This is a genomic window from Rhizobium sp. BK619 (assembly GCF_014195245.1).
In the GTDB taxonomy this organism is placed as follows: Bacteria; Pseudomonadota; Alphaproteobacteria; order Rhizobiales; family Rhizobiaceae; genus Rhizobium; species Rhizobium acidisoli.
In genome coordinates this window covers 1-20550 of record NZ_JACIBH010000021.1, presented here as the reverse complement: position 1 = coordinate 20550, position 20550 = coordinate 1, and the positions used below count along the sequence as shown (strand labels likewise).

Below are 20550 nucleotides of genomic sequence, written 5' to 3'. Positions count from 1 at the left end.
CTGGGTTAGCCCGAGGCCGGGCGCGGCGCCTTTTCCGGCTCGGCGGCAACCTTGCCTGTCAGTGCTTGGCCGTGGAAGAGGCTCAGCTGGCTGACAACGTCCTGGATTTCGCTTGCCGTTCGTTCGGCATTCCAATCGAGCGCTGCCCCCGCAACGCCGGCGATTTCCCGCAGGCCTTCCAGCGTCAACCGGCCCTCGATCGCAAGCGTCGTACGACGCATCACGATGTCCGACAGGTGGACGACGATTTCGTTCCGGGCGATCCAGTCGATCTCACGGAGACTGTAACGCGGCGCACCCGCCAGGCGCTGCTCGTCGGTATAGCCTGAAGGAGAAGAAAGCAGGGCTGCGGCCGTCGTGCCGTAGCGGGCGAGCAGTTCGTCGGCACGCTCGGCGGCAACGCCGCTGCGTGATGCGGTATCCCTGATCCAGGCGCTACGTTGCTGGGCATCAGCCGGAAAGGCCTTGCCGCCGCCGATCGCCAGATAGCGTGTCGACTGGCTGCGGCTGCGCTGCAGCCGGGAGAGAACCGTGTCGGCGACCTCTTCCGCAAAGCCACGGAACGTCGTCCACTTGCCTCCGACCAGCGAAATGATCGGAAACAGTCTGCCGCTCTCTGGCTCCTTTACCGGCGCGGAGTGATCGCGGCTGATCAACCCGGGTGCTGCCGCATCTGACGCCGGCAGCGGACGGATGCCGCTATAGCTGTAGACGATCTGATCGCGATCGAAGCGGAGCGTCGGCAGCAGCGAGCGGACGCTTTCGAGAAAATACTCGGTTTCCGACTCGTCGCAGCGGACATTGTCCGGATCATCCGCCGGAATGTCGGTCGAACCAACAAGTGCCAGCCCGAGATAGTCATAGACCAGGCAGATGCGGCCGTCGTCGGCCTCGAAATAGATCATGTGGCCGTTGAGGCTTCGCACCAACTCGGGATGGTCAAGCAGGATATGGGAACCCTTGGTGCCGCCGATCAGGTGCGATGGCGCGCCGAGCAAAGTGTTGACATGATCGATCCAAGGACCTGCCGCGTTGACGACCAGCTTGGGGGCAACGGTGACATCGCGACCATCCGGCTGCCGGAAGGTCAAACGCCCTTCTGAAACGGCAGCCAGTGTCGAGAAATTTGCCGCGAGGCTCCCCGCATTCGCATCGAGACCATCGCCCACAAGCTCATAGACCAGCCGCTCCGGCCTGCTGATCTTGGCATCGTAATAGATGCCGCCCGCGACGATGGCAGGGGTGACATGCGGCATCTCCTTGCGCGCCTGTTTCTTCAGGATCAGCCGGTGGCGCGGCATGACCTGGTCGCGTGAACCGAAGAAGTCGTAGAGCCGAAGCCCGATCTTAATGAGCACGGCTCCGCGGCTGCGTGGCGCCGTCTTCGACCCGAAGAGCGTCCTGATTGCTGCCCAGATACCGCGGGTCCAGGAAAAGACCGGAATGAAGGTCGGCAGCGGCTCGACGCAATGCGGTGCGTTTTTGAGCAGTAGGTTTCGCTCAAGCGTCGACTGCGCAACCAGTCCGAACTCACCCGTTTCCAGGTATTTCAGGCCGCCGTGGATGAGCCGCGATGGTGCAGCGCTCGTGCCGGAACCAAAATCGGCCTTGTCGACGATCAGGCAATTGACACCCTGTAGTGAGAGGTCGCGGAACAAGCCGGCGCCGTTGATGCCCGCCCCGATGATCAAAACGTCGATATCGTTCTCGCCGAGGTTGGAGAAGCGCTGCTGCAAATCGGGGGTCATGCTCGTCGTCCTAAATTGCCCGCCGCGGCAGGCATTTGTCTTTTCAGTTTGCCGATTGTTCCGGCGCAAGCGCGGCAATCCTAGGCCAAAGGGGGATCATCGCGTCGGCAATGTCGCGGAACACCTGGTAACGCTTCTCATAATCCGCCCTGCGAGCCGCATCGGGCCGGCAAGTCTTTGCGATGGAGGCAGTGTCGCGCGGATCGCTTTGCGGATCGGCGAAGACCCCGACGCCCGACCCGGCGCAAAGCGCAGCACCCCAGGCGGCCGCCTCATCCGTCTCGGTTACTGTGACCGGCATGCCAAGCACATCGGCAAACATCTGCACGATGGCAGGATTGCGCGAGATGCCTCCGGCGAGCCGCGCTTGATCGAAGGCAAAGCCGTCGCGAAGCGCGTCGACATGAATGCGATGATTGAAAGCGATGCCCTCAAGCACGGCGCGCAGCATGTCGCCACGGCCGTGCCATCCACCGAGCCCAAAGAAGCCGGCGCTGGCCGCCGCGCCATAGGGCGAGCCGAACAGATAGGGATGAAAGAGCGCGGTCGAGGGGCGTTCGAAGGCGGCCTCGATCTCGGGCGCCAGCAGGGCGTGGATCGAGCTGCCTTGCACCGCGCCATTCTTCCGTTCGGAAGCGCAAAGCGTGTCCAGAAACCAGTCGTAATTCGCTGTCGATGCCGGGGAAATCGACATGCTGTTCCAGATGCCGGGTGCAATGCCGTTGCGGCAGAACCAGCGCCGGTCGACACGCGGTTCCGACGAAAGCGTCTCGTTGATCGAATAGGTCCCGGCAATGACCGCGACAACGCCCTTGGCATACCCCCCTGCCCCGAGCGCCGAGGCCGTGACGTCGTGCAGACCGGCAACGACAGGCGTTCCCTCGGCAAGGCCCGTCAGCTGCGCGGCTTCACGGGTCACGCGTCCGACGATCTGGTCGGAGCGCGAGGCTGGTGGCAGGGCGTGGACGAGATCCTGCAAGCCAAACAGCCGCAGAGCATCCTCGCTGTAGTTCTGCGTCTTGAAATTGGTGAAGGAGGTACTCGCTTCGGTGCGGTCCGTACCGATGGTCCCGGTCAGGCAGAACCGCAGCCAGTCCTTGCAGCTGATGAAATGGCCGATGCGCTTGTAGCGCTCGGGCTCCATTTCGCGGATCCAGGCAAGTAATGCCGATGGCGCGGAGACGTGCGGGATCTGCCCCGTCAGCTCGATCGCCAGGTCGGCGACGTCGCTTTTCGTCCACCGGTCAACGATCGCCCCTGCCCGGCTGTCCAGGGAGAGAACGGCCCGGCCAAGCGGCTTCCGGGCGTGATCGAGCAAGTAGATGCCGTCTCCATGCGCGGTAGCGGCAATGCCCTCTATCTCGCTTGCCGGTCGCCCGCTGAGCGAAATCGCTTCGCGGATGGCATCGGCCGTCGCCTGCCACAATTCATCCATGTCGCGCTCGATATGGCGCGCCCTCGAAATGAACTGCGTGACGCGGCGCCGTGCGGCTGCAAGCGGCGTGCCGTCGATATCGAAGATGACCGCCTTGGTGACTGTCAAACCACTATCGATCCCGAGCAGTGTCGGCATTCACGTTTACCTCACGAGGGGCAACGGGCCCGCGCCGTCAGGAGCGCCCTCCGGCGCCCTTGGCGATGACCACGTTGATATCTCTGGACCGCATGCGGTCGACGTGCACCGGCTGGGTCTTGTCGTCGACGATAACGACGTCGAACTCATCCAGTGCTGCGAAACTGTGGAGTGCGCGCCGTTCGAACTTGGTGTGATCGGCAAGCAGGATGCGTTTTACGGAACAGTCGAACATGGCGCGCTTGGTATCGACTGTCTCAGGGGACTGGTGCAGCACCGTGCCATCGCTGATCGCCGACATCGAGATGAACGCGACATCGGCCCTGAGAGCCCTGATCTCGTTGATGGTTATGCGCCCCATGAAGGCATTGCACCAATTGTAATATTGGCCGCCGAGGGCGAGCAGCGTGACGTCGTGCAGGCCCGTCAGCGCATTCATCAACGTCAGGGAATTGGTGATTGCGGTGACCGGCACCTTCCAAGGCAGATGCGCCGCCATCTGAAGTACCGTGGTCGAGTCATCGAAAAAGATCGCCTGTCCAGGTTCGACGAATTGCATCGCCGCCTCGGCGATCAGCTTCTTTTCCACCGCCTGACGGTTGGACCGGTAGACGTCGCTGGATTCGATGAGATTGGTCGCCGCCGCAGTGACGATGCCGCGCGTCTTCCTGAAGAGGCCGCGGCTGACGAGTTCATCGACATCGCGGTGCGCCGTCATCAGGCTGATCCCAAAGCGATCGGTCAGGTCTTCAATCCGCATCGAGCCTTCACCCATCACGGCCTCTGCAATCATGCGGCGGCGCGCGATCTGGCGCGTCTGCCGGCTGTCGCTGGTGAGCTGGTCCAACAGATCATCGTCCCGGCTAGTCTTCTGTGTCACGGGTCACCCCTGTCGCTGAATTATGGATCCCAGCTTCGTACAGTGATTGCCGCGCCAAGGCAAAAGGGCGAAGCGCAACCGGTGGCTGGACCGCCGGCCATCGCTTCCAGCATGAAAATGAGGGCGCTCTTGCGAGCGCCCTCTTACCGTTTACTGCGCCAGAACGAATGGGCCGGTGTACTTGTCGATGTTGTCCTTGGTGATCAACAGGCAATCGAAGAGCTGCTTCTCGCTCTTGGCACCCGTGTTACCCGTCTTGATCAGGTTGTCGGCCTGCTTGACGGCTTCTTCGGAGAAGACGGCGACCGGTTGGAGGACGGTGTACTGGAGTTCGCCCGCCTTGATGGCAGCAACTGCATCCGGCGAACCGTCGAAGCCGCCGACCTTCACATTGGAAAGCTTGCCGGCTTCCTTGAGTGCGGCGATCGCACCGAGCGCCATTTCGTCATTGCCCGAGATGACGCCGACGATATCCGGGTTGGCCTGCAGCATGGACTGCATCTTGTTGTGGCCCTGGGTGCGGTCCCAGTTGGCAACTTCCTTGGCGACCTTCTTCAGGTCCGGATACTGCGAAAGGACGGTCTCGTAGCCGTTCGAACGCGTTGCGGCATTGTTGTCGGACGGCGCGCCGAAGAGTTCGGCATAGTTGCCCTTGTCGCCGATTGCCTCGACCCATTGCTGTGCGCCGAGGGCGGCACCCTGTGCGTTGTTGGAAACAAGCTGCGCCTTCGCCAGGCCTTCCTGGTTGATTTCGGCGTTGACGAGGATGACCGGGATGCCGGCAGCAACGGCCTTCTTGACCGCACCGACGGAACCGTCGGCATTTGCCGGGTCCAGGATGATCGCCACCGACTTGTTGGTGATCGCCGTATCGATCAGGTTGCTTTCGGTATTGGTGTCACCCTTGTGGGCGTTGACCGAGGCCGTGTAGCCCAGCTTTTCGGCGGTCGCCTTGGCGACATTGCCTTCCGTCAGCCAATAGGGATTCGACGGATCGTTGACGATGATCGTCATCATCCCCGCTGCCCAAGCGGAGCTTGCAAGAAGCGGTGCCACGGCCGCTGCGGCCAGAAGTATGCGCATGCCTTTCTTAAACATAGTCTCTCTCCCATTCGTGAGTTCAGTTATTGCCGGGGATCCGGCAGTGCTTTCCCCAATCGGCTTCGTGGACTCCAGCCTGCCGTCGTGGATAAGTTTCGGTCTCAGCCGTCAGGACGATTTGACCCGGCGGCCGTATTGGATGCTGTTCATGAGGACGGCGAGAACGATCACCGCGCCGGTGAATACTGTCTGCCAGTAGGCCGAGACGCCGATGATCACGAGGCCGTCCGAAAGGAAGCCGATGACGAAGGCGCCGAGCATGGTCCCGCGAACCGTACCGCGGCCGCCGGTCAGCGCCGCGCCGCCGATGACCACGGCTGCGATCGCCGTCAGTTCGTAGGTTGTGCCTGCCGTCGGACCGGCGGAGGTCAGCTGCGAGGAGAGGACCAGGCCGGCGATTGCAGCACAGACGCCCGAAAGCACATAGACGATGATCTTCACGCGCTTGACCGGGACGCCGGAGAGGTCGGCTGCACGTTCGTTACCACCTGAGGCGTAGAGCCAGCGGCCGAAGGCGGTGCGGCTCAGCACGATGCCGCAAACGATAGCGAGAACCGCAAGCACGATGACTCCGATCGGAATGCCTGCGAGCCGATTGAAGCCGAGCCAGTCGAAGCCGGTATTGCCGAGTTCCGGACGGCCGCCGAGATTGTTGTAGGTCAGGCCGTTGGTCATCAGCAGCGCGATACCGCGGGCCACGTAGAGCACGCCGAGGGAGGCAACGAAGGCCGGCACCTTGAGATAGGCGATCAGCACGCCGTTGACCGCACCGACCAGCGCACCGAGCGCACATGTGATGACGACGACGGCCCAGACCGGCGGATAGAGGATGACGCCGAGATAGGTGAGCGTGACCCCTTGCATCAGGAAACCGGCGATGCAGCCTGCAAGCCCGAGTGTCGAGCCGACCGACAGATCGATGCCGCCGTTCAGGATGACGAGCAGCATGCCGATCGCAAGAATGCCGAAGATCGCGACATGCGACGCCATGATCAGGAAGTTGTTCAGCGTGAAGTAATAGGGCGACAGGAACGAAAAGACCGCAATGATGACGATCAGCGCGAAGAAGGCCCGACCTTCCAGGATGAGACGCACGATATTGGTATTGCGCTTCGGCCCGCTGGAAACTGATTTCTTTTCGGTGACGTTCGTGACTGACATAATCAGTGCTCCATAATCCAGGCTAGTGCGCGACCACGGCTTCGCCGGAGGCGGCCATGATCTTTTCCTTGGTGACATCCGAGCCGAACTCGGCCGATATCCTGCCGCGATGCATGACGATGATGCGGTGCGCGATACTCAGGCATTCATTGACTTCGGACGTCGAATAGATGACCGCCAATCCTTGCTTGGCGCGCTCCGCGAGCAACTTGAAAACTTCCGCCTTGGCGCCGATGTCGATGCCGCGGCTTGGCTCATCGAGCAGGATGACCTTCGGCTGGGTTGCCAGCATCTTGCCGATGACGACCTTCTGCTGGTTGCCGCCGGAGAGCGAGCCGATCGAAGCTGCACCGCCATCGGTTTTCACATGCACCCGCCGGATCGCGTCGTTGACGAGATCGCGCTCCCGATGGCCGGAGGTGAAAAGCCCTTTGGTGAAGGCGCGGATACTCGCGAGCGACAGATTGGAGCCGACCGTCATCGTCTGGACGAGGCCGTCGCGCTGGCGATCTTCGGGCACAAGCACGAGACCGCTGGCAATGCGCCCGGCGATGCTGAGCCCACTGACGTCCTGTCCTTCGAGCAGAACCTGTCCGCCACTTGCGCGCAGACGTCCGGCAATGCATTCGAGCAGTTCCGTGCGCCCGGCGCCCATCAGCCCGTAGATGCAGACGATCTCACCGGCACGCACCTTGAGAGACAGACGATCGACTGCATTGTAAGCAGCGCCGGAGGGACCGGGGACACTGAGGTTTTCGATGGAAAGCGAGACGTCACCGAACGGGTGACCTTGCGGCGGGCTGCCAAGGTCGAAATTCTCGCCGACCATGTTGCGGACGATCCATTCGAGATCGATATCCTTGCGCTCGGCATAGGCCGTCATGTTTCCGTCGCGCAGAACGACGGCGTGATTGGTGATCTGGAGCGCCTCTTCCAGATGATGCGAGATGTAGACGATCGACACGCCGCGGCTCGTCAGGTCGTGGATGACTTTGAAGAGCACCTCCACCTCCGTCGCGCTCAGCGCCGAGGTCGGCTCGTCCATGATCAGGATGCGCGAATTGATGGAGAGTGCCCGCGCAATTTCGACGATCTGCTGCTGGCCGAGGCGAAGATCCTCGACGCGCGTCTGCGGATCGATGTCTTCCTCGAGCTCTTCCATGAGCGCCCGGGTCTGACGCTCCTCTTCAGCGAAGTCGACGACACCCCCCTTGATGATCTCCCGACCCATGAAAATATTGTCACGGACACTGAGATTGGGGGCGAGGCTGAGCTCCTGGTGAATGATCGAGATCCCGCGCTCGCGCGCATGGGTCGACGAACTAAAGCTGATCGGCGAGCCGTCGAGAATGATCTCGCCGGAGCTTGGCTGCGTCACACCCGAAAGGATCTTCATCAGGGTCGATTTGCCCGCGCCGTTCTCTCCGAACAGCGTTGTGACCTGGCCGCGATGGATGTCGAAGTTCACTCCCTTGAGGGCGTGAACGCTGCCATAGGATTTTGCGATGTTGCGGGCTGCGAGGACGACCTCGCCTTTCGCCCCGTTGCTGCGTTGCGGCTGGCTCATTTGAGCTCGACCTTCACCGGCGTGACGAGCCAGTTCTTCGGGTTGATGAGCTTGAAGACGCCGACGACGGTCGCCTGCTTTCCGTCCAGGGCGTCAGCATCCAGGCCCGCAAGAACCGCCTTCTTCATCTCGTTATTGATGGCCGAGCCGGCATCCTGATACTGGATCTGGTTGGTAAACTGGCCGAATTCGATGGTGCCGGTTGCATCGCGGAGGTCCGTGCCGTTGACCGCAGGGCCGGTCTGGACACGGACCACCGTCTCGGGAGGCAACCCATCGATCTTCATTTCATTGGTGTTCGACTTGCGGGCGCCGAAAACGCCGGTCAGCGTGACGGGAATGACCGGTCCCGTGCTCGTCGCAGTGCCGTATTTCTCGGCCGCCGCCTTCTTGTCGGCGGCAATGGCGGCCGCGAGATCGGCGGCCGCAGCGGCCCGCTCCTCGACATTTGCCTTGATCTTCCGGAACTGCTCAGCGCCGAAGGTTTCCGGAGAGAACGCCCGCTGGCGGACATCGTTTTCGGAACCGATCTTGACGACCGTCGTATCGAACGCGATCGCTGCAATGACGATGACCGCCAACGCCGCGCTGACAAGGAGCCCGCGATTGCCGCTGCTCGGCTTTGATGCTGCATAATCGGGCGAGGTACTCATGTCGGACGGCCTTTGGCTTGGAATAGCGAGATGGAGGGGCTAGCGCGATGATGATCGCAGGCGCGCTGAAGCACTGCGTCGCACCGGAACAGAAACCGGCGGGCCACCCGCAAGAGCACAACTCTGGACGAAAATTCGCATTGGAATGCCTCCTCAACAAGACCGGCAGCTGTCTCCTCCAACCGCCTGGGCCTGCAAATTCTCCATCAGGAAGCGCACTTCCGTGATAGAAGTATGTTACTTATGCCGTAAATTATGTTATATATTTTATAAACTGTCAACGGCACTTTCACGCCAACTCGACTGAAATGCACGAACTCACATCTTGTTCATCGCGCTGCGGTGCAGCAAAAAATGACACGCCCTAACACTTGTCATTCTACCGAAATATGGCGGCATCTATATGGTTTCAATGCATAATTTTAGAGACTTGGCATTGCGCGCGCCACCATTTTCGATGCTGCACGCCAATAGCCCGGCGCCGCGGAAGCAAGCCCCTTGCTCTTCTATTTTAGTTGAAAAAAATTACATCGCTAGAAAAATCTTACTGGCATTATGGTATCTTTATGTTATCTTGTCGAGTGAAGCTAGGGAGGTTTCGGCTGCGCGCCAGATCTGGGATCTGCCAAAGGCGGCGCGCTTGCCGTTGCCCGTGGAAGGGCCGACGTTGGCAGCCGGATGCATCATCCCAGATGAGTTTAGGGTCGGGAGGACTTCGGATGAATTTGATGCGCGTATTTCCTGCGGCGGTGCTTGCGATGGTGGCGAGATAGGCCTGCGATGACATCGACCCAGACGATCATCATTGGCATAGATGCCGGCACCTCGGTCATCAAGGCTGTCGCCTTCGATCTGTCGGGGCACCAGATTGCCGCAGCCTCCGTTCGCAACAGATACACCACCGGAGACAATGGCTCGGCAACGCAGTCACTGGATCAGACCTGGTTCGATTGCGCCAGCGCGTTGCGGGGCCTAGGCGAAAAAGTCGCTGATCTTGCATCATGCACCGCAGCCATCGCCGTCACCGGACAAGGCGACGGCACCTGGCTCGTCGGCCACGGCAATATGCCGGTCGCCGATGCCTGGCTGTGGCTCGACGCGCGCGCCGCGCCGACGGTTACGTCGCTTGCCGGCGGAACGCAGAACCGTGCCCGCTTCGAAGCGACAGGCACCGGTCTCAACACTTGCCAGCAGGGCGCGCAACTTGCCCATATGGACCGCTTCACGCCGGATCTTCTCGATCGGGCGGAGACGGCGCTTCACTGCAAGGACTGGCTCTATCTCAACCTCACAGGTGTGCGGGCAACCGATCCATCGGAGGCAAGCTTCACCTTCGGTAATTTCAGAACGCGGCAGTATGATGCCGTGGTGATCGATGCGCTCGGCCTTGACCACAGGCGCGGGCTCCTGCCCGAAATCATCGACGGCAGCGAGATCAGCCACCCGCTGAGATCGGAGGCGGCGAAGGCCTGCGGGCTTCTTGCCGGAACGCCGGTCTGCCTCGGCTATGTCGACATGGTGATGACGGCGCTCGGTGCAGGCGTGCGCAGCGACGCTCGCAACGCCGCCTGCTCGACCATCGGCTCGACCGGTGTGCACTTGCGCGCCAAGTCCGTTGCCGACGTTCAGCTCAATCGTGAGGGCACCGGCTATGTGATCGCCCTGCCTATCCCCGGCATCGTCACTCAGGTCCAGACCAATATGGGCGCCACGATCAACATCGACTGGATCCTGGATGTCGCCGCCTATCTCATGGCCGAGGCAGGTAAGCCTGCTTCGCATGCAGACCTCATTGCGCGCATCGACGGCTGGTTTGCACAAAGCCGACCCGGGGCGGTGCTTTACCATCCCTATATTTCCGAAGCGGGCGAACGTGGGCCTTTCGTCAACGCCAATGCGCGCGCGGGCTTCACCGGGCTTTCGATGCGTCACGGCTTCCCCGATCTGCTGCGCAGCGTGGTCGAAGGGTTGGGGCTTGCCACCCGCGACTGCTACGCGGCGATGGGCGCGATGCCCGAAGAATTGCGGCTCACGGGCGGGGCAACACGCTCCGTCGCCCTTCAGCGTTCACTCTCGGCCGCCGTTAACGCACCTATCCGCCAGTCGCGCCGCGAAGAGACGGGGGCGGCCGGCGTGGCGATGATGGCCGCGGTGGCTGTCGGCGTCTATTCCAGCATAGACGATTGCATAGCCGACTGGGTGACGCCGCTGCTCGGCGATCCCGAGACACCGGATGCCAGCGAGGCCCGCCGGTTCGACCGGCTCTTTTCCGCCTATACCGATGTGCGCCAGGCAATGGCGCCCGCCTGGGACAAGCTTGCCGAAGCCGCAACGACGTCGCCGGTGGGCGTGTAATTCTGATGCAGCAGGCATCGAAGGAGCATGACATGACCGAACCCGAACTCCTGGATCTCTTCGTTATCGGCGGCGGCATCAACGGCGCCGGGATAGCACGCGATGCTGCGGGCCGCGGCCTGAAGGTTGTACTGTGCGAAAAGGACGACCTGGCACAGGGAACTTCGTCGCGTTCGGGCAAGCTGGTGCATGGTGGTTTGCGCTACCTCGAATATTACGAATTCCGTCTGGTGCGTGAAGCGCTGATCGAACGTGAAGTGCTGCTCAATGCCGCGCCGCATATCATCTGGCCGATGCGCTTCGTCCTACCGCACAGCCCAGAGGATCGCCCCGCATGGCTGCTGCGGCTCGGCCTCTTCCTCTACGATCATCTCGGCGGCCGCAAGAAGCTGCCAGGGACCCGCACGCTCAACCTGCTCCGCGACCCGGAAGGCACGCCGATCCTCGATCAATATACACGCGGTTTTGAATATTCCGATTGCTGGGTAGACGACGCCCGCCTCGTGACCTTGAATGCGGTCAGCGCAGCGGAAAATGGCGCTCTGGTGCTGACCCGCTCGCCGGCCGTGTCGGCCCGTCGCGAGAATGGCGGTTGGACCGTGGTCACGAAAAGCAACTCCACGGGAGAGACGCGAACCTTCCGTGCCAAATGTCTGGTGAACTGCGCCGGCCCCTGGGTGATGGACATCATCAATCGCGTCGCCGGCTCGAACTCCAGCCGCAACGTCCGCCTCGTCAAGGGCAGCCACATCATCGTGCCGAAGTTCTGGGCAGGCGCCAATGCCTATCTGGTGCAGAATAACGACAAACGCGTCATTTTCATCAATCCTTACGAGGGCGACAAGGCGCTGATCGGGACGACCGATATCGCGTACGAGGGCAGGGCCGAGGATGTTGCCGCCGACGAGACGGAGATCGAGTATCTGCTCAAGGCGGTCAATCGCTACTTCAAGGAAAAGCTGCGCCGCCACGATGTACTGCACAGCTTCTCCGGCGTGCGCCCGCTGTTTGACGACGGCAAGGGTAACCCGTCCGCCGTTACCCGCGACTATGTATTCGATCTCGACGAGACAGGCGGCGCTCCGCTGCTCAACGTTTTCGGCGGCAAGATCACCACATTCCGTGAGCTCGCCGAACGCGGCATGCAGCGCCTGAAGCACATCTTTCCGAACATGGGCGGCGACTGGACGGAGAAAGTGCCGCTGCCGGGCGGCGAAATTCTGAACGCCGATTATGAGAGCTTCGCCAACAGCCTGCGCGATATCTATCCCTGGATGCCGCGCAAGCTCGTGCATCACTACGGCCGTCTCTATGGCGCCCGCGCCAGGAACGTGATTGCCGGCGCGACAGGCATGGAAGGGCTCGGGCGGTATTTCGGCGGACAGCTCTACGAGGCCGAGGCCCGTTATCTCGTCGCTATGGAGTGGGCCGAAACGGCCGAGGACATCCTCTATCGCCGCACCAAACATTACCTCCATTTAAACGAAGCGGAGCGCGCGGCTTTTGGCGAGTGGTTTGCTTCAACCCGCCTTGCCGCCGCCTGAAGGATGCCGCCATGCCGCTGACCCTTTCGCTCAATACCAATCCGCTGGTGAACCGCTTCGCCGACCCAGACGACCTCATCGACACGGTTGCGAGGGATCTGCGGATCCGCGACCTCCAACTGACCCACGAGTTCATCAATCCGAGCTGGCAGGCGCCGGTCATCCGCCGCCTGACGCGCGCGATGAGCGCCGCGCTGAAGCGCACGGGGGTGCGGGTCACCTCGGGCATGACCGGCCCCTATGGGCGTCTCAACCATTTCGGACATCCGGATGCCGATGTCCGCCGCTACTACGTCGACTGGTTCAAGACCTTCGCCGACATCACGGCCGATCTCGGCGGCAACTCGGTCGGCACGCAATTTGCGATCTTCACCTATAAGGACTTCGACGATCCGGCCAGGCGCGAGGAACTGATCAAGATCGTCATCGAATGTTGGGCCGATGTCGCCGAGCACGCGCGCGCCGCCGGCCTCTCCTACATGTTCTGGGAGCCGATGAGCATCGGCCGCGAGTTCGGCGAGACGATCGCCGCCTGCCTGTCACTGCACGAGCGGCTGGCATCGGCCGGAATGGCCATCCCGATGTGGATGATGGCGGATATCGATCATGGCGACATCACATCCGCCGATCCCGACGACTACGACCCCTATGCCTGGGCGCGCGCCGTCCCGCAGGTATCGCCGATCATCCACATCAAACAGAGCCTGATGGACAAGGGTGGGCACCGGCCCTTTACCGCCGAATTCAACACCAAGGGCCGCATCCAGCCGGCACCTCTGCTGCAGGCGCTGGCCGAAGGTGGGGCGAAGGACAATGAAATCTGTCTGGAACTCTCCTTCAAGGAACGCGAGCCGAATGATCGCCAGGTCATCCCGCAGATTGCAGAAAGCGTCGCCTTCTGGGCGCCGCATATCGACACCGGCGTCGCTGACTTGAACATCTGAGACAGGGATATTTAAAAGGCAGCACTGCTATACGGCGAAACCGCCGCATGACCTTCGAAAAGGAGCCGTGATGACGGACGCCGATGATACGCTTGCCGTGCGTGCTGCCTGGCTTCATTATGCCGGTGGCCTGACGCAGTCCGACGTTGCTCGCCGCCTTGGCGTGCCGTCGGTAAAGGCCCATCGCCTGATCGCAAGAGCGGTTGCCGATGGCGTCGTCAAAGTCACCATCGACGGGGATATCGTCGAGTGCGTCGAGCTGGAGATGCGGCTTTCGGAACGGTTCGGGCTTCAGTACTGCGAGGTCGCACCCGATCTCGGCGAGGAAGGCTTGCCGCTCCGCGCACTCGGCCATGCCGGTGCCGGCTATCTCAAGCGTGAGATCGAGCGCGGCGACAATACGGTCATCGGCCTTGGTCATGGCCGGACGCTTTCCGCCGCTGTCCAATATATGCCGAGGGTGAGCGCGAAGAACCTGCGTTTCGTCTCGTTGCTTGGCGGCCTGACACGAAACTACGGTGCCAATCCCTATGACGTGATGCATCGCATCGCTGAAAAGACCGGCGCCCATGCCTTTGTCATGCCGGTTCCCTTTTTCGCCAATACCGGCGAGGACCGCGAAGTGCTAAAGTCGCAGCGCGCCGTCAAGGAGGTCTTCGACCTTGCTAACAATGCCGACCTGAAGCTCGTCGGCCTGGGAACTGTCGATGCCGAGGCGCAGCTTGTTTTGTCCGGCATGATTGAACCCGGTGAAATCGACGACATTGCCGCCGCAGGCGGCGTCGGCGAAATCCTCGGACACTTTTTCGACGCCGACGGCGACATCCTCGACACCGCGCTGACGGCGCGCACGCTCTCTGCGTCTTTCCCCAAGACCATGGAAGAGCGGCTTGTGGCGCTGGCGGGCGGACAGTCGAAAGTGCCGGCCATCCGGGCAATTCTGAAGAGCCGTCGTCTTTTCGGGCTGATCACCGACGAGCGCACCGCGCAGGCATTATTGAAGTAGCGATCGAAAGCAACAATATTTGATCGCAAAATAACATTATTTATGTTGATTATCACGTATTCTTCGTTATTTTGACATCAAACCAGGGTGGAGGCCGGATGAGGCGGGAAGAGCGGCAGCAGTTGATCGTCAACCTGCTTGTCGAAAACAAGACCGTCGATCTCGACGACCTTGCAGATCGCTTCACCGTGTCAAAGATGACGATCCATCGCGATCTCGATGATCTCGAGCAGGCGGGCGTTCTGCGCAAGGTTCGCGGCGGCGCGACCATTGACGCCGGAACACAGTTCGAAAGCGACTTCCGCATTCGCGAGCGCCAGGGCAACGAGGCCAAGGCGGCCATGGCGCAGACCGCGCTGGAACTGGTCGAGCCGGGGATGACGGTGATGGTAAACGACGGCTCGATGGCGGCCGTGCTCGGCGAAAGGCTGCTGCAGAGGCGACCGCTGACGTTGATCACCAACAATGCGGCGATCATGGAGCGGCTGAAAGGCGAAACGGGCATCACGTTGATTGCGCTTGGCGGCATCTATTCGGCGAAATTCAACGCTTATCTCGGCGTCGTGACCGAGGAGGCACTGTCGCGGCTGAGGGCCGACATTGCCTTCATTTCCACGCCCGCCGTCAGCGGCAGGCTCGCCTATCACATGGACGACAATGTCGTGCGCGCCAAGCGGGCAATGATCGCGTCCTCGACCAGGACCTGTCTTCTGGTCAATCACCAGCGCATCGGCCACACCGCCCTGCATGTCATGTCGGATCTGGCCGACTTCGACGCGGTTATCACCGACAGGGCACCCGATGCTGCTGTTCTGGAGGAATTCGAGCAGGCGGGCATCACGCTCACCATTGCATCAACGCAGGAGCCGACATGACCGAAAAGCCGCGTTTCTGGATTGGCACCAGCTGGAAGATGAACAAGACGCTTGCTGAAGCCGAGCATTTCGCACACGGCCTCAAAGCCGCCGATGCCGTGCGCGACCCGCGCATCCAGCGCTTCGTGATTCCGCCCTTCACGGCCGTGCGCGAGGTCAAGGCGATGCTTGCGAAGACCTCGGTGAAGGTCGGCGCGCAGAACATGCATTGGGCCGACCAAGGTGCCTGGACCGGCGAAGTCTCGCCGGTGATGCTAAGGGACTGCAATCTCGATCTCGTCGAGCTCGGTCATTCCGAGCGGCGCGAACACTTTGGAGAGACCGACGAGACAGTGGGTCTGAAGACCGAAGCGGCCGTTCGCCACGGTCTCATCCCGCTGATCTGCATTGGCGAGACGCTTTCCGACCGCGAAGGCGGAAAGGCTGCCGACATCCTGGCGACCCAGGTGCGCGGCGCGCTTTCGAAACTTTCCAGCGCTCAAAAGGCTGCCGAAATCCTGCTGGCGTACGAGCCGGTCTGGGCGATCGGCGAGAAGGGCATCCCGGCGACTGCAGATTATGCGGATGCCCGCCAGTCTGAAATCATCGCCGTTGCCGAAGCTGTGCTGGGCCGCAAGATCCCCTGCCTTTATGGTGGGTCGGTCAACCCGCAGAACTGCGAAGAACTGATCTCGAGCCCGCATATCGACGGGCTCTTCATCGGCCGTTCGGCCTGGAATGTCGAAGGTTACCTCGACATCCTGGCCAGATGCGCCGCCAAACTCTGAGGAGAAAGACAATGAAGCTTGCCATTGCAGGAGACAGCGCCGGCGAAGGCCTCGCCAAGGTTCTGGCCGACCATCTGAAGGACCGCTTCGACGTGTACGAAGTCTCGCGCACCAGCGCCGGTGCCGATCCTTCCTACGCCAACCTCTCGGATCGCGTCGCCTCAGGCGTCATCGACGGCACCTACGACAAGGCGATCCTCGTTTGCGGTACCGGCATCGGCGTCTGCATCTCGGCCAACAAGGTTCCGGGCATCCGGGCCGCCCTGACACACGACACCTATTCGGCCGAGCGTGCCGCGCTTTCCAACAATGCGCAGATCATCACCATGGGAGCCCGCGTCATCGGAACCGAGCTGGCAAAGTCGATCGCTGATGCGTTTCTTGCCCAGACCTTCGACGAGAACGGCCGCTCTGCCGGTAACGTCAAGGCCATGGATGATCTCGACGCGAAGTACACCGCCCGTTGAGGGATGCGGAGGGTGCTGAGATAGAACTGCCGGCCGAAGACCTTCTCGAGCACGCCTGCCATCGTCATTTGGAAAGCATCATCGCCAAGCATCGCGACCGCCCTTACCACAGTCGCCGCATGGGGGCGGCAACGTCCCATCCGCATCAGGCGCACGCTCCGAGTAATCTGGCCAGGCGCAGCGAAGCAGCGCAGGTTCGAATGCCCGAATAGTTCGCCTTGAAGGGATACGAACTGCCGACCCGTGATTATTGCCCCACCATGACCCCCGTTCGACCTTTGGGAGAATTCAAGAGGCTGTTGAGTTTGTGCTTGCATAATCAGCAAGCGTCTCTATATTTGCTAGCATGAACAGCAAGCAGAGAAAGACTCTCGCGGCGATCTTCAAGGACCCGGTCTCGGGAACCATTGAATGGACCGCTATAGAGAATCTGCTTGTGGCTGCCGGAGCCGATCTCATTGAGGGGAACGGTTCCCGCGTTAAGTTTGAAAAAGACGGGATTATTGCGAGCTTCCATAGACCACATCCGGCCAAGGAAGCAAAGCGTTATCAGGTGCGCGATGCTCGCGAGTTCCTGATGCAGATTGGAGTAACGCCATGAACATCATGACCTACAACGGATATCACGCTCGCATCGAATTCGACGCTGAGGACGACGTGTTTTTCGGCAGGATAGCAGGTATCTCCGATGTAATCGGCTTTCACGGTGACAGTGTCGCTGAACTCAAGAAAGCCTTCCATGAGGCAGTCGATGACTACCTGGAGACCTGCAGGAAAATCGGCAAAGAGCCTCAGCGACCCTATTCTGGGAAGATGATGTTTCGTGTCGCTCCCGAAGTCCATCGCCGAGCAGCTCTTGCTGCTGAGCTTTCGGGAAAGAGTCTGAACCAGTGGGCAGAAGAGGTGCTGGAAGAGGCCGCCGACCATTATGCCGAGGCGCGCTTGCCGGCGTAGTTCCCTTCACAGTGCGACCCATCGGCAGTCCGATGAATTGGTGGTCCCTTCGATGCATTATGCGATCTTCCTGGCCCTAACGGTACATTCTGTTTCCAAGCGCTTCTCCAGATAGGATGAAGCCCGAAAATTACGACCAAAGGTGCAACTTCGATGCCGCTAAATTAGATCGGTCTACTTATGACTCAACTTTCTGTGATGCGAAGGGTTTTGCAAACCACCGGGTTGATGTGCCATTGACGAAGCCTATGACGGACAAAGACTGTGACCTATCTCGATTAGCTATTTTCTTTATATCCTCCTCAAGATGTTGGCGGTCCGCCCGCCCCTGAAATAATGCGTTCCATCCCACATCTGCCGACTGGGACGTCGGAACATCTTCAACGCTCCAGATGAAAATGTCGATGACTAAGGTATCATCCCAAACTCGGCCCAGTGAAATTTCTTGAATTCCCTCATACGACAGTTTTACTTCCGATCCATCAACTCTCCTCAGAGTTAAAAGAAGCCGGTGACGGTTCACAAACTCCAACGAAATCAATCTAGCATCATGGGCTCTCGCCCCGAGAAGCATTCCGCCCTCGTCAATTTTCCATACTATTTCTGTCATTTCATACTCCCGATCATCACTTGTTTGCGCCACGCGGGATCGGTGGGTCACCGTCTTCTGGTGCTCTCCCCGTGCTACGGTCCTCATGGCTACGGCCGGCCCAATCATGCACATGGTCTTCACTTCCGATACCTTTTTCGTCAGGATGCGGCGTATCTCGATCTCGCAGAGGATAGCCATCTGGTCCATATGTTCGGCTCTGGGTGCCTCCCCTAACTGTTGAATTTGGCACGCCTTCTCCGCTGCGCAGATGAAATTATTGATCCGGCCAGTCGAAACATCCCCAACTACCGCTTCCCCAACGAGGCGGCGTCGTGGGTGTCGACGTTTGCACCGCGGTTCGGTTGCCGTTCGCATCATAGCTGTATTGAATGCAGAGGCCGTTGTCGTAGAGCGCAGTGGTCAGACGACCGTCCGCGTCGTACGAATATTTCGTTGTCGCTGTGTCTGCTTGGGCAGCCGAGGCGATTACCAAGGCCGCGGTCATCGAGGCCCAGAGCCTAGTTTCCCGATAGAAATGAGTAGTCATCAGTCGCCTCATTGATAGGGGCGGCACGATCAACCCGCAAAGCTCTAGTCGACTCGCCGGGGTATCAACGTGCCGACGTTGGGCAAAACCGCACTCCGCAACAGGATTTTTATGTCTGGATCATCGGGAACTCTCGGCGAGCAAATCTACTCCTCATGGCTCACGGCTCACCCACATGGTGGCCCATGGGATGTTTGCAAGATAGTTGCCGGTTGGCGCTGGGTCTGGGACGGTGCCGGTCGTCGAAAAAAATGCCGCTGCGGCACCACCGGGCGGGGGTGAAGCGACATTCAAGTCTGAACTGGTAAGCACAAATCCGACGTATACCGATTGGTAGCGCGCCAAAGAAAGTTGCGAATCTAATGGAAGGCGATTTACTCCATAGGTCGCGCCGGTAGTTGCCGGTCCGATGGCCAGCAATGCTCCCAGATTTCCGTTGATATTTTCGTAGATGGCGGGCTTCATCACGGCAGCGGGATTTGCCGTGATGATGAAGACCTCCACGGCATCAATATTGGCAGCCTGGGGCATGACGATTGCGCGGCCACCGTAAAAATTTGGACTGAAGAGACCGCTATCTCTGACACTGAATTCTGGCATGCCGAAGTTCAGTATCGCCTCAGGACCTGCTGTCGCAGAAATTTTTATTGACACCCGGGCCCATTTTCCACTGCGATTCCGGTACCAGCGGTAAGCGTTCCCACCTGCGGCGCGCTACCGGTTGAGCCAATTACAATCTGACCATTGATCGGAGGACTAAGGGCTCCGACGCAGTCCACTAATCCAGCGAAATTATCCATTACCGGGTTCGCGTCGGCAGGCTGCCCATTGGTCAAAACATGAGGGAGGAGACACGCGGATCTTGCGAGATTTGGGGTAAAGAGCATTGGTAAGAGTGCAACAAATGCCAGCCTAGCCATATAATTATAGATCATTGGCCATCTCTCGAAAGGATTGAAAAACCCGCCGCTTGCGTGGTCAGAGATAAAAACACGACTGCCAACGGAGCACTAAAACGTCCGCCGAGAAAATCATCTTCTAGTTTAGTTATTTATGCAGATACACGCACACAATGATCTTTCCGCGAAATGTTGTCAATAACCGCAAATTGAATTTTTCTGACATTCGCGTCGGGTTTGTAGACTGGCCTGCGTGGCCGCCTAGGTGGCGATGAGATACAAAGTTGGATGAATCGCTTGCGGAGCTGAAGCCACTCTCGCCGGAGGACCGTCTGCGACTGGCAACGGACCATTTTGAGGACCGCTTTACAGCAGCACAGGAGTTCTCCGAGTGGGCAGAGTTCTCCCGTTCCAAACGCCAAGCCGGAACTCGCCGGTATAATGAACTTCTATCTTTCCGCTTCGATGACCAACTGCGCCCCAAGTCCGACGCTCCGAGCATCGGCATTATCTTTTGCAAGGCTCCTGGTGATCCGCGACGGACGATTAACGTGATGCACGGCATCTCCCTGCAGCAGATTCCGGCAGCCCCGTAAGGCGAATGACGCCGCTCCTAAGAACTACTTTCCGCCCCTCGCCCCACTTCGGCTTGTGTGTTCCGGTCGATGCATTATGCGATCTTCCTGGTCTAAAACGTGAACGCTATGGCAACAAGTCAGCGCCTGATAATTTTGCTGCGAGCGCGAGATCGCTGACTCTGTGCCTCAGACGTAAGCATCCGAGCAGCCACGCGGAAGAGCCGGGGGGTAACCGTCAGACGACCTAGAGCGGCACCCGATCTGACTGAATCGCACTGGCTATTCAAATCATGATTTGGCTGATTCAATAGGAGCCGCCGGATGGAGGCGGCGGATATG

The 20550-nt window shown here is 60.1% G+C and carries 20 protein-coding genes and 1 pseudogene; 12 read left to right on the top strand and 9 right to left on the bottom strand.

What is annotated here, in order from left to right; genetic code table 11:
* Positions 1-5 precede the first annotated feature (5 nt).
* The 7 genes from FHX14_RS31190 to FHX14_RS31160 all read right to left on the bottom strand — a co-directional run bounded on the left by FHX14_RS31190 (position 6) and on the right by FHX14_RS31160 (position 8683).
* Entirely contained in the window at positions 6-1748 is a 1743-nt protein-coding gene (locus FHX14_RS31190) for a glycerol-3-phosphate dehydrogenase/oxidase (RefSeq protein WP_184380965.1), read from the bottom strand.
* Positions 1749-1791: 43 nt separating this feature from the next.
* Entirely contained in the window at positions 1792-3321 is a 1530-nt protein-coding gene (locus FHX14_RS31185) for an FGGY-family carbohydrate kinase (protein ID WP_184380963.1), read from the bottom strand.
* Between the two features lie 37 nt (positions 3322-3358).
* Positions 3359-4201, bottom strand: coding sequence for a DeoR/GlpR family DNA-binding transcription regulator (locus tag FHX14_RS31180; RefSeq protein ID WP_184380961.1), 843 nt, complete (start codon positions 4199-4201; stop codon positions 3359-3361).
* Positions 4202-4351: 150 nt separating this feature from the next.
* A complete protein-coding gene (locus FHX14_RS31175; RefSeq protein WP_184380959.1) occupies positions 4352-5299 on the bottom strand; it encodes a D-ribose ABC transporter substrate-binding protein in 948 nt (315 codons plus the stop codon).
* 111 nt (positions 5300-5410) lie between these two features.
* Entirely contained in the window at positions 5411-6463 is a 1053-nt protein-coding gene (locus tag FHX14_RS31170; RefSeq protein WP_184380957.1) for an ABC transporter permease, read from the bottom strand.
* 22 nt (positions 6464-6485) lie between these two features.
* The gene (locus FHX14_RS31165; RefSeq protein WP_184380955.1) at positions 6486-8030 is read right to left on the bottom strand and encodes a sugar ABC transporter ATP-binding protein; all 1545 of its coding nucleotides are present in this window, start codon (positions 8028-8030) and stop codon (positions 6486-6488) included.
* Positions 8027-8683 (bottom strand): DUF2291 domain-containing protein, encoded by a 657-nt coding sequence (locus tag FHX14_RS31160; RefSeq protein ID WP_184380953.1) that lies wholly within the window; start codon positions 8681-8683, stop codon positions 8027-8029. The genes FHX14_RS31165 and FHX14_RS31160 overlap by 4 nt, the downstream gene beginning before the upstream one ends.
* Before the next feature lie 403 nt (positions 8684-9086).
* Between FHX14_RS31160 and FHX14_RS31155 the strand changes: the two genes are divergently transcribed.
* From FHX14_RS31155 to FHX14_RS31110, 11 genes and pseudogenes are all read left to right on the top strand, one after another.
* A complete protein-coding gene (locus FHX14_RS31155) occupies positions 9087-9467 on the top strand; it encodes a hypothetical protein (protein WP_184380951.1) in 381 nt (126 codons plus the stop codon).
* Positions 9464-11038: an FGGY-family carbohydrate kinase gene (locus FHX14_RS31150; RefSeq protein ID WP_184380949.1), complete on the top strand. Its 1575-nt coding sequence runs from the start codon at positions 9464-9466 to the stop codon at positions 11036-11038. Before FHX14_RS31155 ends, FHX14_RS31150 begins: the two co-directional genes overlap by 4 nt.
* Before the next feature lie 32 nt (positions 11039-11070).
* A complete protein-coding gene (locus FHX14_RS31145) occupies positions 11071-12582 on the top strand; it encodes a glycerol-3-phosphate dehydrogenase (protein WP_184380947.1) in 1512 nt (503 codons plus the stop codon).
* 11 nt (positions 12583-12593) lie between these two features.
* Positions 12594-13526 carry a TIM barrel protein gene (locus tag FHX14_RS31140; RefSeq protein ID WP_184380945.1) on the top strand — a complete coding sequence of 311 codons (933 nt, stop codon included), beginning with the start codon at positions 12594-12596 and terminating at the stop codon, positions 13524-13526.
* A 70-nt stretch (positions 13527-13596) separates the two neighbouring features.
* On the top strand, positions 13597-14532 hold the full coding sequence (locus FHX14_RS31135; protein ID WP_184380943.1) for a sugar-binding transcriptional regulator: 936 nt from the start codon (positions 13597-13599) through the stop codon (positions 14530-14532).
* A 98-nt stretch (positions 14533-14630) separates the two neighbouring features.
* Positions 14631-15407 (top strand): DeoR/GlpR family DNA-binding transcription regulator, encoded by a 777-nt coding sequence (locus tag FHX14_RS31130; protein WP_184380940.1) that lies wholly within the window; start codon positions 14631-14633, stop codon positions 15405-15407.
* Complete coding sequence (locus FHX14_RS31125) at positions 15404-16174, top strand: triose-phosphate isomerase (protein ID WP_184380938.1); 771 nt, start codon at positions 15404-15406, stop codon at positions 16172-16174. The genes FHX14_RS31130 and FHX14_RS31125 overlap by 4 nt, the downstream gene beginning before the upstream one ends.
* A gap of 11 nt (positions 16175-16185) precedes the next feature.
* Positions 16186-16641 carry an RpiB/LacA/LacB family sugar-phosphate isomerase gene (locus tag FHX14_RS31120; RefSeq protein ID WP_184380936.1) on the top strand — a complete coding sequence of 152 codons (456 nt, stop codon included), beginning with the start codon at positions 16186-16188 and terminating at the stop codon, positions 16639-16641.
* Positions 16632-16766 (top strand): annotated as a pseudogene (locus tag FHX14_RS33275) (ATP-dependent DNA ligase); the annotation flags it as partial. The gene FHX14_RS31120 and the pseudogene FHX14_RS33275, both read left to right, overlap by 10 nt.
* A gap of 221 nt (positions 16767-16987) precedes the next feature.
* Entirely contained in the window at positions 16988-17242 is a 255-nt protein-coding gene (locus tag FHX14_RS31115; protein ID WP_012556062.1) for a type II toxin-antitoxin system HicA family toxin, read from the top strand.
* On the top strand, positions 17239-17595 hold the full coding sequence (locus tag FHX14_RS31110) for a type II toxin-antitoxin system HicB family antitoxin (RefSeq protein WP_054185827.1): 357 nt from the start codon (positions 17239-17241) through the stop codon (positions 17593-17595). Before FHX14_RS31115 ends, FHX14_RS31110 begins: the two co-directional genes overlap by 4 nt.
* Positions 17596-17773: 178 nt before the next feature.
* On the opposite strand, the gene FHX14_RS31105 is transcribed toward FHX14_RS31110, so the two are convergent.
* Together FHX14_RS31105 and FHX14_RS31095 are read right to left on the bottom strand one after the other, a co-directional pair.
* On the bottom strand, positions 17774-18394 hold the full coding sequence (locus tag FHX14_RS31105; protein ID WP_184380934.1) for a hypothetical protein: 621 nt from the start codon (positions 18392-18394) through the stop codon (positions 17774-17776).
* A 493-nt stretch (positions 18395-18887) separates the two neighbouring features.
* Positions 18888-19334 (bottom strand): hypothetical protein, encoded by a 447-nt coding sequence (locus FHX14_RS31095; RefSeq protein ID WP_184380930.1) that lies wholly within the window; start codon positions 19332-19334, stop codon positions 18888-18890.
* A gap of 583 nt (positions 19335-19917) precedes the next feature.
* Between FHX14_RS31095 and FHX14_RS33505 the strand changes: the two genes are divergently transcribed.
* Positions 19918-20229 carry a hypothetical protein gene (locus tag FHX14_RS33505; RefSeq protein ID WP_184380928.1) on the top strand — a complete coding sequence of 104 codons (312 nt, stop codon included), beginning with the start codon at positions 19918-19920 and terminating at the stop codon, positions 20227-20229.
* The last annotated feature ends 321 nt before the right edge of the window (positions 20230-20550 follow it).

Bases quoted from the DNA above. Each gene is read 5' to 3' on its own strand.
- FHX14_RS31130 (WP_184380940.1), top strand. From the start codon at position 14,631: ATGAGGCGGGAAGAGCGGCAGCAGTTGATCGTCAACCTGCTTGTCGAA.
- FHX14_RS31105 (WP_184380934.1), bottom strand. From the start codon at position 18,394: ATGGACCAGATGGCTATCCTCTGCGAGATCGAGATACGCCGCATCCTG.
- FHX14_RS31175 (WP_184380959.1), bottom strand. From the start codon at position 5,299: ATGTTTAAGAAAGGCATGCGCATACTTCTGGCCGCAGCGGCCGTGGCA.
- FHX14_RS31150 (WP_184380949.1), top strand. From the start codon at position 9,464: ATGACATCGACCCAGACGATCATCATTGGCATAGATGCCGGCACCTCG.
- FHX14_RS31160 (WP_184380953.1), bottom strand. From the start codon at position 8,683: ATGAGTACCTCGCCCGATTATGCAGCATCAAAGCCGAGCAGCGGCAAT.
- FHX14_RS31170 (WP_184380957.1), bottom strand. From the start codon at position 6,463: ATGTCAGTCACGAACGTCACCGAAAAGAAATCAGTTTCCAGCGGGCCG.
- FHX14_RS31095 (WP_184380930.1), bottom strand. From the start codon at position 19,334: ATGCCAGAATTCAGTGTCAGAGATAGCGGTCTCTTCAGTCCAAATTTT.
- FHX14_RS31165 (WP_184380955.1), bottom strand. From the start codon at position 8,030: ATGAGCCAGCCGCAACGCAGCAACGGGGCGAAAGGCGAGGTCGTCCTC.
- FHX14_RS31110 (WP_054185827.1), top strand. From the start codon at position 17,239: ATGAACATCATGACCTACAACGGATATCACGCTCGCATCGAATTCGAC.
- FHX14_RS31145 (WP_184380947.1), top strand. From the start codon at position 11,071: ATGACCGAACCCGAACTCCTGGATCTCTTCGTTATCGGCGGCGGCATC.
- FHX14_RS31125 (WP_184380938.1), top strand. From the start codon at position 15,404: ATGACCGAAAAGCCGCGTTTCTGGATTGGCACCAGCTGGAAGATGAAC.
- FHX14_RS31185 (WP_184380963.1), bottom strand. From the start codon at position 3,321: ATGCCGACACTGCTCGGGATCGATAGTGGTTTGACAGTCACCAAGGCG.
- FHX14_RS31135 (WP_184380943.1), top strand. From the start codon at position 13,597: ATGACGGACGCCGATGATACGCTTGCCGTGCGTGCTGCCTGGCTTCAT.
- FHX14_RS31115 (WP_012556062.1), top strand. From the start codon at position 16,988: ATGAACAGCAAGCAGAGAAAGACTCTCGCGGCGATCTTCAAGGACCCG.
- FHX14_RS31155 (WP_184380951.1), top strand. From the start codon at position 9,087: ATGGTTTCAATGCATAATTTTAGAGACTTGGCATTGCGCGCGCCACCA.
- FHX14_RS31190 (WP_184380965.1), bottom strand. From the start codon at position 1,748: ATGACCCCCGATTTGCAGCAGCGCTTCTCCAACCTCGGCGAGAACGAT.
- FHX14_RS31140 (WP_184380945.1), top strand. From the start codon at position 12,594: ATGCCGCTGACCCTTTCGCTCAATACCAATCCGCTGGTGAACCGCTTC.
- FHX14_RS31120 (WP_184380936.1), top strand. From the start codon at position 16,186: ATGAAGCTTGCCATTGCAGGAGACAGCGCCGGCGAAGGCCTCGCCAAG.